Here is a 10,834-nt window from a genome sequence, read left to right on the forward strand (position 1 = left end):
GCCCAGGCCCCGGGCGACGTCATCGCCGAGGGCGAGCGCATTGAGGATCCGGCCCGTGCACAGGATCAGGACCAGCCCGACGGCAAGGAACGGTGCGGCGGTGCCGAGCACCTCGAAGCCGCGGCCGGAGAGGGTGCCCACCTGCCAGAAACGGAACCGGTCGAGGGTTTCCTGCTGTGAGACCAGAATGGCGTTGGTCAGGCTGCCCAGTCCCCCGGCCAGGACGGCCCCGGCGAGGGCGAGCTTGATAGGGGTCGCCCCTTCGCGGCCGAGCGCGGCGACCGCATAGACGGCTGCCGCCGCGGCGGCGGCGCCGGCGAAGGCGAACCAGAGGTACCCGGCCGCCCCGCTGACACCGAAGAGGTGGATCCCGGCGACCACTGCGAGGGCGGCACCGGCGTTGATGCCCAGGATGCCCGGGTCGGCAAGGGGGTTGCGTGCCACGCCCTGCATTGCGGCGCCGGCGGCGGCGAGGGCGGCCCCGACGAGCAGCCCGGCGATGGTGCGCGGGACCCGGGATGCCACCACCGCGTGGTCGCCGTTGGCCGGGTCGAAGGACGTGAGCGCCTGCAGGAAGGTGTCAAGCCCGACCGGGCGGGCGCCCAGGGTGAGGGAGGCGACGCCGATCAGGGCGAGCGCGGCAACGGCGGCGAGGAGCTTTCGTTTCCGTCCGCCCGGCGCGCTCCCCTCCGCGGCGGAAGTGGCATCCGGGACTGAGACGGCCTTCGGCAGCGCGGTCGCTCGCACTGCCATCTGGGTTCCTCCTCAGCCGCGGGATCGGTCTGAGGTAAGGCTAGCCTACGCCGGAGGGGATTAGGAAACGGTGCCGTGACCTAATCCCCTCCGGCCGTCCGGTGGCCAGGGGTTACCGGTGGGCGGATTCGCGCTCGTACTTGTCGCGGAGTTCCCGCCCGTCATTGACCAGCTTCAGCGTCTTCTCTTCCTTCTTCTCGGTGGCCTTGGTGTCGCGGGGCGGCAGCTGGATGGTGTCCTCGGCCTCGATGCCGGCCTGGAGCTGGCGTCCCCGCTCCACCTCGGCGTCGAACTCCGCACCGAACAGCAGCGACAGGTTGGCGATCCAGAGCCACAGCAGCAGCACGATCACACCGGCGATGGCGCCGTAGGTCTTGTTGTAGTTGCCGAAGTTCGCAACGTAGAAGGAGAAGCCGAGAGTGGTCAGCGCCAGGACGATCAGGGCGATGAAGGCGCCCATGCTCATCCAGCGGAACTTGGGCTGCTTCACGTTCGGGGCGCCGTAGTAGAGGATGGCGATCATAATGACGGCGAAGGCCACCATGACCGGCCACTTGGCGATGTTCCAGATGGTGACGGCCGTCGAGCCGAGCCCGATGGTGTTGCCGACGGCCTCCGCGACCGGGCCGGAGAGCACGAGCATCAGGGCCAGGGCCACGATGAGGATCAGTACCGAGACGGTGATGGCGAGCATGATCGGGCGCAGCTTCCAGAAGGGGCGGCCCTCCTGCACCTCGTAGACGCGGTTCATGGCGCGGGCGAAGGCACCGACGTAGCCGGAGGCCGACCAGATGGCACCGAGGATACCGACGACCAGCGTGAGCCCTGCGGCGTTGGAGGAGGTGAGCTGCTCGATGACCGGCTCGATGGTGTTGACAGCATCCCCCGGCGCGAAGCGCTCGACAAGGCCCAGGACCTGCGTCGTCGTCGCCTCCGCCTGTCCGAAGACGCCCAGCAGGGAGACCAGCGCGAGGATCGCCGGGAAGATCGAGAGCACGGCGTAATAGGTGAGGGCGGCGGCCAGGTCGGTGCACTGGTCCTTGCCGAACTCGCTGATGGTGCGCTTGAAAATGTAGCCCCAGGCCGGCTTGGCGAGCTCCGTGGGGTCGTCGGGCTTGCGCGAGTCGTCAGGATCAGGGGCATTCTGCGCCTTCAGGCGGGTCGCCTCCTCCTGAGTGTCCGCCTGCGATGCGTTTTTGCTGTTCACTGGTACCTCCACCTACGTGTCGATCTGCAGACGTACGGATCGCCGCTGCACTGTTCCCCGCCCCACTGCACCATAAGCTTACTTACTAGTCCAGTTGGATGAACAGCCATTACGGTGTAACAAAGCGACGAGAAGGAGCGGTCCCATGCGTATTGCCGTCATCGGAGCCACCGGGAATGTCGGCACCGCCGTGCTTCGACGGCTCCACCGGGCGGCCGCGGACCGTGCGGCGGCGGGGGATGCCGGGCCGCTCTCGATCGTCGGAATCGCCCGGCGGCGCCCCGACGAATCCGCCCCGCCCTACAGCGGGGTCGAGTGGCACACTCTCGATGTGGGCACCGATGAGGGCCGCCGCCGGCTCCCCGGCGCGCTGGCCGGCGTCGACGCCGTCATCCACCTGGCGTGGGCCATCCAGCCGAACCGGGACGAACCCGCTATGCACCGGACCAATGTGCTGGGCACCGAAAACGCGCTGCGGGCCGCCGGGGAGGCCGGTGTGCGGCAGTTTGTCTGCGCCTCCTCGGTCGGGGCCTACTCCCCCTCCGACAAGTCCGTCCGCCGGGACGAGTCCTGGCCCACCGGGGGAATCACCACCTCGCACTACAGCCGGCACAAGGCGGAGCAGGAACGGCTGCTTGACCGCTTCGAACTCGACTATCCGGAGATCCCCGTGGCCCGGCTGCGGCCGGGCCTGATCTTCCAGACAGGGGCCGGCAGTGAGGTCGGCCGGTACTTCCTTGGTCCGCTCATTCCGAAGGTGTTCCTCGGCCGGGTCGCCCCGCCCCTGGTGCCCATTCCAGACCGGATGGTGTTCCAGGCCGTCCATGCCGACGACGTCGCCGACGCCTACTGGCGCGTTGTCGACCGGCGGGCCTCGGGCGCGTTCAACATTGCGGCCGAACCGGAGCTCACCCCCGCCCGCGTCGGGGGACTCCTCGGCGCCCGACGCGTCCTGAACGTGCCGGTGGCCCTGCTGCGGGCCGCCGTGGGGGCGAGCTGGTCCCTCGGCGTGCAGCGGACGGATCCGGGCTGGGTCGACATGGCGGCACAGTCGCCGGTGATGAGCACCGACCGGGCCGCCGCGGTCCTCGGCTGGAGGCCCGAGCACACCTCGATTGAAGCGATGGCGGCCATCCTCGCCGGGATGCGGGGCGGCGGGGGCCACTCCGGCTCACCCGCACTCTATCCGAGGAGCGGCCGGCCTCCGGAGGGCCGCTAGGAGGCGGCGCCGCCGCGTGCCGGGACGCGCGAGCCGGCGTCCGCGGACCCGATGCCCGCCGGCAGCTGCTCCGGGGAGGCAGGAAGGGTGGCGATGAAAACAGCGCCTCCCGTGGGCGGGGATTCGACCCGGATGTCGCCGCCGTGGCCTTCGACGATCCTGCGGCAGATGGCGAGCCCGAGCCCGGTGCCGGGGGCGCGGGACGCGCCGTTGGCGGACCGATGGAACTCGGTGAATATCCGCTCGCGGTCCGCGGCAGGCACCCCGATTCCGTTGTCCGCAACGGTGATCCGCGTCCAGCCGGTGCCGGGGTCCTTCTCCGAGGTCACCGATACCACGGCCGTTCCGTCGGCGGGCCCGTACTTCACCGCGTTACCGATCAGGTTTTCCATCAACTGCGTGAACAGCCGCTGGTCGGCGTAGACGTCGCTGCGCAGGTCGAGGCGGAAGTCGACCGGCGGGGCGTCCGATTCCGCGGGCAGGGCCGCACGCAGGTCGACGATCGCCGAGACGACGGCGTCCACGTCTACTGGTCCGGGGGCGAGCTTGTCCGCCTTCGCCAGGCTGTAGTCAAGCAGCGCCCGGATCTGGCTGCTCATACGCAGGCTCGCCCGGCTCAGCCGCCGGACAACGCTTGCACGTTCCTCCTCGGTAAGATCCTCATCCTCGAGGATCTCAAGCCATCCGTCGAAGACCGTCAGCGGAGTGAGCAGGTCGTGGGCCACCACCGAGGCGAAACGGGCAAGGTCCTGCTGGTGCCGCCGCTCCACGGTGACATTGTGGAAGACGATGACCGCGCCCTGGCCGGCCGGCAGCGGCACGGCGTCGACGGAGAGGTGGAGCACCTCTCCTTCGGGCAGGTGCAGGTCGATGCTCTCCCGCTCCACGGTCTCCCCCGCGAGGGCACGGTTCAGCGGGAGCTCCTCCTCGGCCAGCGGCACACCGGCCGTCGTCCGGAAGTCATAGCGCGCTGTCCACGGCACATCCGAGCGCAGCCGGGTCTCCCCCACCCAGCGGGCCCCGGCCGTGTTGTGCACCAGCACCGCGCCGGCGGCGTCGACGGCGATGACGCCGTCGTACATCTTCTCGATCACGACGTCGCGGAGCTGGGTCGCGGCCTGGGCCTCCCGGTGCGCCTCGGACAGGCTGGCGATGAGGCGCAGCCGCTCCTCCCCGTTGAGGGCCAGAACCGCCGAGACCGAGAAGGCAACGAAGGTGAATGCCTGGGCCACGTAGGCCGCGGCATCCGGTGGAAGGCTGGCGAAGGGACCGTTGCCGGAGATGGTGAGCCAGACCAGGAGGGTGCCGCTGGCCAGGCCGTGGGCCATCGCCCAGCCGGTGGTTAGGCGCAGACCGGCCCAGATGTTTGCCGGCAGGGTGACGAAGGCGATCGGCAACGGATCCGCAGGCAGGAAACTGACGATGTAGAGCAGCGCGGTGGTTCCGGCCAGGGCCACGTATTCGATCCAGCGCCGGGCCGTGTGCCGGGCCGGAGGCGGGCCGGGCACGGTGCGGGTGGCGACAAGGGCGAGACTTCCGATGGCGACGAGGGACACGGCGTTCCGGACCACCCAGGGCAGGAAACCCTGCGTGGCGAAGCCTGCACCTCCCGCATAGGCCCCGATCGAGATCATGGCTCCCCCGACCACCGAGGCGATAACGGCCGCCGCGGCAAGCCACAGGTACTCCCCCACCGCCTGCTGGGTGCGGGTGGGGACGAACCGGGTGAAGAGGAACACGGCGGTCAGCGCCTGCACCGGGTTGCCGAATCCGGTGATCAGCGCCACCTCAGGGTCCAGGCCGGTCAGTCCGTTGAGCGCTGCAGTCAGGAGGAAAATGCCCGCCAGGGCAACCGCGACACCGGCACGCCGGGGCCAGGCCCACAGCACCCAGAGAAAACCCACTCCCGCCGCCGGCCACGCCAGGGAGTAGGCGCTCGACTCGATCTGGGTGCCCCTGCCGATGTAGACGGCGGCGACCAGGGCTGCGGCGAAGATCACATGGAGGGCCGCCGGAGGCAGCGCCGCCATCCGTTGCACGGGCCCTGTGGACAGCCCTTCCCGCACCTTTTCCTCCAGAATCTTCTCACCGGCTGGCCATACGGGCCCGCGGCCCGGCACGCCGCTGCGAACCGGTGGCATCCAGCCTAACGGCTCAGGACAGTCAGTACAGGAAGATCGGGAACAACCAGCGGTTATGGGCGTGGAGCAGCACCAGGAACAGCACGAAATCAAAGAGGAGATGGACGCTGACGATGTAGGACAGCGACTTGGTACGGGCAAAGATCCAGCCCTGGATCACGGCGAAGGGGTAGATCAGGAAGGGGCCCCACGCGTGGAATCCGAGGTCCCACAGGAAGGAGGTAAACACCACCGCCTGCAGCAGGTTGGCCTGCCATTCCGGCAGGTGCCGGCGCAGCAGCGTGAACACCGTGCAGATGAAGAACAGTTCGTCCCAGATTCCCAGGACGTTGGTGCCAAGGAACAGCTTGAAAATGTCCCCGGCTTCGCTGGCCGCCGGCCAGTTCCGGTACACCCCGGACGGGATCATGTACACGGGCAGGATCAGGTACCCGATCACGACGACGGCGGCAAGGTACCACCGTTCGGTCCGGGACCACTTCGAGCCGGTCAGGACGGGGAAGCGGATGGCGTGGTCCCGGAAGACCCAGCGGGAGACGGCGTAGGGCAGCCCGACGGCAAGGACCATCGCGGTCCCCATGACGGCCATGTGGCCGATGCTGATGTCCGTGGTGATCGGGACGGTGCTGATGGTGGTGATGCCCAGGGCCGCGAGCCCGACGTCCTTGAGCAGGGGGCGGCTGATCAGGGCGGCCGCAGCGACCGCGGCGGCCAGCAGGAGATAACCCGCCACCCGGTATTCGAGGGCGAAGAGGAGGAAGCCCGACACGACGGCCGCTGTGGCCGGAACCAGGTTCACCGCGGAGTGCCGGACGATCGGTTCGGCCGTCGTAGGGGTGCTCACATATCGAGCGTACTCCCGGCGGCCCCGGCAGTCATGGCCTTGAGGTGCGGGAGGATCCACGACAGGATGGCGGAACATCTGTCGTCCACCCCAGGGAGCGCCTCATGGACTACACCTACGACGTGCTCGTCATTGGAGCGGGGCCGGCGGGCATGGCCGCCGCCGTCCGCGCCGCCGAGCTGGGGGCGCGTACGGCGGTGGTTGAGCGCTCGGCCCTGGGCGGAACCTGCGTGAATTCCGGCTGCGTTCCCACCCGTGTCCTGGCCAAGACCGCCCGGCTGTTCCGCGAGGTCCGCACCGCCCACGACTACGGCATCGTCGTCGCCGAACCGCAGGTTGACTGGCCCACCACCGTGGACAGGGTCCGCTCCACCGTTGAGCGGGTCCTCGCCGCCAAGGGGTACCCTGCGCTCATCGACCGGCTCGGCATCGACCTGATCGCCGGGGACGCCTCCTTCACCGACGAGCACACGGTGTCCATCGGAGACCGATCGGTCAGCGCCCGGTCGATCATCCTGTGCATCGGGGGCAGCGCGCGGCGCCTTCCCATTCCGGGGGCCGAGGTGGCGGTCCTGCCCCATGAGGTGCTTTCCATGCCGGAGCTTCCGGCGTCGGTCGCGGTGATCGGCGGGGGCCATACCGGCGCGCAGCTCACCACCATTTTTAATGCCCTTGGGTCGCAGGTACTGCTCCTCGATGTCGCTCCGCGGATCCTGATGACCGAGGACGCCGACGTCTCGGCGGCGGTCACCGAGGGTTTCGGTTCACGGGGCGTCCGGGTGGAAACCGGCATCGAAGGGATCGACGCAATCACTCCCTCGGACGGTGCGCTGCGGCTTTCCTGGCGCAGCGGCGGGCAGCCCGACGAGCTCTCCGTGGAGGCCGTGGTGATGGCCGCGGGGTGGCCGGCGAACCTCGACGGATTGAACCTCGGGGCCGCCTCCGTCACCTCGACCCGCACCGCCGTGCCCGTCGATGACTACCTGCGCTCCAACGTGCCGCACATCTTTGTTGCCGGTGATGCCAACGGTTCAAGCATGCTCGTGCAGGCGGCCGTGTTCGAGGGCGAGACCGCCGCAGAGAACGCGGTGCTGGGGGCCAACCGCACCACCCCGCACCACCTGCTGCCCGAGGGCGGATTCACCGACCCCGACTACGCGGGGGTCGGCCTCACCGAGGCCCAGGCCCGGGCCCGCGACTCCCAGTGCCACGCCGTCGTGCTGCCCTATGCCGCGGTGGAACGCCCCATCATCGACGACCGCGAGCAGGGCTTCCTCAAGCTGGTGACCGACCGGCACCGGGAGCTTATCCTCGGCGCCCACTCCGTCGGGGAGAACGCCGTCGAGGTTATCCAGGCCGTGGCCGCGGCGATGGCCGCCGGCACCGACCTCGCAACCCTCGCGCGGGTGAAGTTCGCCTACCCCACCTACAGTGCCGTGATCGGCCAGGCCGCCCGCGCGGCGCTGCGGTCCTGAGACTCGGGCTTTTCGCAACCGGACGGATTCCTGACGCCCGGACGGGCCCGCTGATAAAATGGAAACGCTTTCCATCCGAGGGAAGGCACGTTCTCCACCTCCGGATCTGGGAGAGACATGAACACGACCGGCAGAAAATTCACAGCCACCGAAGAATCGACGAGCAAGCATCCCCAGGACTGGGGCCGCGCCATGGCCGTGGCGATCTGCCGCCTGGGCGATATGGCGCGGGAGGCCGGAGACGACTTCGAGCACGAGGCGCTCCTGGGCGAGGACCTTCACCTTTTCGTCAAGGAAACGCACGACGGCGTCAATATCACCATGTCGTGGACACCGAAGCGGGAGGCGCAGAAGGAGCGCGTGGAGGAACCGGCGCAGCCCGCCGGCTGAACTCCTAAGCAGACTTACCTTTCCCGGGGTAGGCTAGGGGATACCACCACCCGCTGGTCAACCGGAGGAAAAGATGTCCGCACCGAACCCCGACCCGAAGGACGACAACCTCACCGGGCTGGAGCCCGGCGGCGGGGTTCCTCCGGGAGAAACTCCTCCCGGCGAGGCGAGCACCGCCTGGCAGCAGGGCCACGAGGAGCACGGACCCTCGAAGGGATTCTCGCGCATCTGGCTGGCCGTTATCGGCGTGATCGTCCTGCTGTTCCTCCTGATGATCGTCGGCTATATCGCCAATTTCTTCTGACCGGCTCCCGTCCCGGCGCCACCCTGGCCCGTAAGGCTTTTCTTAAGCAGCCTTAGCTAAGGCTATCCTTACTTCTGTCCTGATCGAAAGACCCCGAAGGGTCACCAAGAAGTCAAGGAGCCCCATGGCCCCCCTCCGCACGCGCGCCCTCCTGGCGGCCGCTGCCGTCCTGTCCGTCTCGGCCTGCTCCACCGGCCCCGCCTCGGGAGAATCGGCCGGTTCCGGCGGCAACGAGGCGGGAGCGGCGGATGCGTTCCCCGTCACCATCGAGCACGCCCTCGGCGAGACCGTCCTCGAGGAAAAGCCCGAGCGGGTGGCGACGGTCTCCTGGGTGAACGCGGATGTCTCCCTCGCCCTTGGAGTCGTTCCGGTGGGAATGCCCACGGACACCTATGGCGGAAACGATCAGGGATCAACCCCGTGGAAGGACACGAAGCTCGAAGAGCTCGGTGCCCCGATCGGCAGCGAGGACGCCCCCGTCCAGTACTCGGAGACCGACGGCCTGCCCTTCGATGACATCGCGGCCACCGACCCCGACGTCATCCTCGCCTCCTACTCCGGGCTGTCGCAGGAGGACTACGACACACTGAGTGACATTGCCCCGGTCGTTGCCTACCCCGAGACCGCCTACGGCACGGCGTGGCAGGACTCCACCCGCCTCGTGGGAGAGGCACTGGGCCTCTCCGGGCAGGCCGAGGACCTCGTCGCCGACACCGAAAAGGCCATTGAGGACGCCGCGGCCGACTACCCCCAGCTTGAGGGGAAAAGCTTCATCTACGGCACCCTGGACCCCGCCGGAGCGGAGCCGGTCAGCCTCTACACCGCCAACGACAACCGCCCCCGGTTCCTGTCCTCGCTGGGCATGAAGGAGGCCGAGGTCATCAGCAGTGCCGCGGAGGGGTCCGATGAATTCTTCATCCCCTGGTCCGCTGAGCGGGCCAACGAACTCGAATCCGATGTCTTCGTCACCTGGGTGCCTGACGAAGCCACGAAGGACGCCATCGCCACCGACCCGCTGCTCGGCCAGATTCCCGCCGTCAAGTCGGGTGCGCTCGTGGCCGACAGCGACAATACCCTCACCCTGTCGATCTCGGCGGCCAGCCCCCTGAGCCTGCCCTGGGCCCTGGAGGAGTTCCTGCCGCTGCTGGGCGATGCGGTGGACAACGCCGGATAGCCGCCGGAGTGCGCCGGGACGGGCCATTGCCCATCCCGGCGATCTGGGCTGAAATGGTAAAAACGAACGGAGCAGCCATGGCCCAGCTTGATATCAACGAACTGCAGGACGCGACGGCGTGGGACAGCGAGGGCACCAAACTCGGTGCCGTCAATGAGGTCCATCTTGAGAAGTCCTCGGGAGCGCCGGGCTGGGTCACCGTCTCACTGGGCCTGCTGAACACCCGGGAGCACTTCGTTCCGCTGGCCGGCTCGCGGTTCGAGGGAGGCGACCTCCACCTCGGATGGACCCGGGACATGATCAGCGACGCCCCCGAGGTGGCCGGCGACAAGGAGCTTTCCGTCGAAGAGGAACGCCTGCTGGGCGACTATTACGGGCTGTAGCGGCCGCCGCGAACCGTGCGGCGGCCGGTCAGCGCGCCGTCAGCGTGCCTTGGACTCCCGGGCCCTGCGGGTGGAGGCGTCGTTCGCCTTCTGCAGCGCACCGACGAGTTCCTCCTTCGTCATGGAGGACCGGCCCGGCACGTCAAGTTTTTTCGCCAGGTCGTAGAGGTGGGCCTTGGAGGCGTTCGCGTCGACACCGCCGGCCGTGTCGCGGGAGGAGTCGGCGCCGCCTTCGGCCCGGGCATCGGAGGGCCCGCTCTTCTCCTTCGGCTCCCAGTGATCACCCACCTTCTCGTGGGTGTGTTTCAGTGCCGCGTAGGCGGTGCGGTGGGCGCGCTCCCCATCCCCGTACTGGTCCTCCGCCGATTCCAGCGTCTTCGCATAGGTGTTTTGTGCGGCCTCGCCCGACCGTTGCAGCGTGCTGGGCAGCTCGTCGCCACCGGATGTTCGCTTCTTCGTGGCCTTCGCCATGAAAAATCCCCTCTCTCGCGGTGATGTTTCAACCCTAGGCCAGCACCGGACGCTAGGCCAGCACCGTCTGCCGGCCGGGAGCGGCCAGACCGGCGAGGTAGCGGGCAAGTTCCCGCGGCGCCGAAAGCGGCGCCCCGGCCTCCACCACGGCGTTGTAGTTGGTGTTCGTGTTGACGTCGTAGGTCACAACCCTTCCGTCCTCTGTCTCGATGAACTCGATGCCGCACACCTCAAGGTGGTTCCGCCGGGCGAAGTCCAGGTACGCCGCGATGATCGGGGAATCGAACCCCTCCCTTCGGGAGAACAGCTGCTGGCCGGGTTCCGGCGCAATGGTGGCCCCCGGCGGCATAATCGGCCGGCCCGTCACCGGGTCGATGGCGCAGGCATCGGCGGGGCAGAGCTGGAAGCCGCCGCGGGCGGTGTCGGCCTTGATCGCATAGATGAAGCGCCCACCGACGAGCTCGACGCGGGTG

General features: G+C 68.6%; 11 protein-coding genes and 1 pseudogene. 6 read left to right on the forward strand and 6 right to left on the reverse strand.

Going from position 1 to position 10,834, the window contains the following annotated elements; genetic code table 11:
* Window positions 1-753: iron ABC transporter permease (locus QZX79_RS08115; RefSeq protein ID WP_294567376.1), on the reverse strand; the 753-nt coding region annotated here is incomplete at its 3' end.
* Between the two features lie 112 nt (window positions 754-865).
* Entirely contained in the window at window positions 866-1,960 is a 1,095-nt protein-coding gene (locus QZX79_RS08120) for a YihY/virulence factor BrkB family protein (RefSeq protein ID WP_294567377.1), read from the reverse strand.
* Between the two features lie 145 nt (window positions 1,961-2,105).
* Between QZX79_RS08120 and QZX79_RS08125 the strand changes: the two genes are divergently transcribed.
* A complete protein-coding gene (locus QZX79_RS08125; protein WP_294567379.1) occupies window positions 2,106-3,179 on the forward strand; it encodes an NAD-dependent epimerase/dehydratase family protein in 1,074 nt (357 codons plus the stop codon).
* On the opposite strand, the gene QZX79_RS08130 is transcribed toward QZX79_RS08125, so the two are convergent.
* Window positions 3,176-5,209, reverse strand: a complete 2,034-nt coding sequence (locus QZX79_RS08130) for an ATP-binding protein (RefSeq protein ID WP_294567396.1) — start codon at window positions 5,207-5,209, stop codon at window positions 3,176-3,178. The genes QZX79_RS08125 and QZX79_RS08130 overlap by 4 nt on opposite strands.
* A 133-nt stretch (window positions 5,210-5,342) precedes the next feature.
* A complete protein-coding gene (locus QZX79_RS08135; RefSeq protein WP_294567380.1) occupies window positions 5,343-6,164 on the reverse strand; it encodes a CPBP family intramembrane glutamic endopeptidase in 822 nt (273 codons plus the stop codon).
* Window positions 6,165-6,268: 104 nt separating this feature from the next.
* Between QZX79_RS08135 and QZX79_RS08140 the strand changes: the two genes are divergently transcribed.
* From QZX79_RS08140 to QZX79_RS08160, 5 genes are all read left to right on the forward strand, one after another.
* Window positions 6,269-7,639: an NAD(P)/FAD-dependent oxidoreductase gene (locus tag QZX79_RS08140; protein WP_294567382.1), complete on the forward strand. Its 1,371-nt coding sequence runs from the start codon at window positions 6,269-6,271 to the stop codon at window positions 7,637-7,639.
* Between the two features lie 117 nt (window positions 7,640-7,756).
* Window positions 7,757-8,029: a hypothetical protein gene (locus QZX79_RS08145; RefSeq protein ID WP_294567385.1), complete on the forward strand. Its 273-nt coding sequence runs from the start codon at window positions 7,757-7,759 to the stop codon at window positions 8,027-8,029.
* Between the two features lie 73 nt (window positions 8,030-8,102).
* Complete coding sequence (locus QZX79_RS08150; protein ID WP_294567388.1) at window positions 8,103-8,333, forward strand: DUF6480 family protein; 231 nt, start codon at window positions 8,103-8,105, stop codon at window positions 8,331-8,333.
* A 124-nt stretch (window positions 8,334-8,457) separates the two neighbouring features.
* Entirely contained in the window at window positions 8,458-9,507 is a 1,050-nt protein-coding gene (locus QZX79_RS08155) for an iron-siderophore ABC transporter substrate-binding protein (protein ID WP_294567391.1), read from the forward strand.
* Window positions 9,508-9,584: 77 nt separating this feature from the next.
* Window positions 9,585-9,890 (forward strand): PRC-barrel domain containing protein, encoded by a 306-nt coding sequence (locus tag QZX79_RS08160; RefSeq protein WP_294567392.1) that lies wholly within the window; start codon window positions 9,585-9,587, stop codon window positions 9,888-9,890.
* Between the two features lie 39 nt (window positions 9,891-9,929).
* Here the strand turns inward: QZX79_RS08160 and QZX79_RS08165 are convergent, their stop codons facing one another.
* Together QZX79_RS08165 and QZX79_RS08170 are read right to left on the reverse strand one after the other, a co-directional pair.
* Window positions 9,930-10,361: a ChaB family protein gene (locus QZX79_RS08165; RefSeq protein ID WP_294567394.1), complete on the reverse strand. Its 432-nt coding sequence runs from the start codon at window positions 10,359-10,361 to the stop codon at window positions 9,930-9,932.
* A 52-nt stretch (window positions 10,362-10,413) separates the two neighbouring features.
* Window positions 10,414-10,834 (reverse strand): annotated as a pseudogene (locus tag QZX79_RS08170) (alpha-L-glutamate ligase); the annotation flags it as partial.

It is taken from the genome of uncultured Arthrobacter sp. (genome assembly GCF_902805515.1).
Classification (GTDB): Bacteria; Actinomycetota; Actinomycetes; order Actinomycetales; family Micrococcaceae; genus Arthrobacter_D.

Excerpts from the sequence above, each read along its gene's own strand:
- QZX79_RS08140 (WP_294567382.1), top strand. The coding sequence starts at position 6,269 with ATGGACTACACCTACGACGTGCTCGTCATTGGAGCGGGGCCGGCGGGC.
- QZX79_RS08155 (WP_294567391.1), top strand. The coding sequence starts at position 8,458 with ATGGCCCCCCTCCGCACGCGCGCCCTCCTGGCGGCCGCTGCCGTCCTG.
- QZX79_RS08125 (WP_294567379.1), top strand. The coding sequence starts at position 2,106 with ATGCGTATTGCCGTCATCGGAGCCACCGGGAATGTCGGCACCGCCGTG.
- QZX79_RS08150 (WP_294567388.1), top strand. The coding sequence starts at position 8,103 with ATGTCCGCACCGAACCCCGACCCGAAGGACGACAACCTCACCGGGCTG.
- QZX79_RS08145 (WP_294567385.1), top strand. The coding sequence starts at position 7,757 with ATGAACACGACCGGCAGAAAATTCACAGCCACCGAAGAATCGACGAGC.
- QZX79_RS08165 (WP_294567394.1), bottom strand. The coding sequence starts at position 10,361 with ATGGCGAAGGCCACGAAGAAGCGAACATCCGGTGGCGACGAGCTGCCC.
- QZX79_RS08130 (WP_294567396.1), bottom strand. The coding sequence starts at position 5,209 with ATGGCGGCGCTGCCTCCGGCGGCCCTCCATGTGATCTTCGCCGCAGCC.
- QZX79_RS08160 (WP_294567392.1), top strand. The coding sequence starts at position 9,585 with ATGGCCCAGCTTGATATCAACGAACTGCAGGACGCGACGGCGTGGGAC.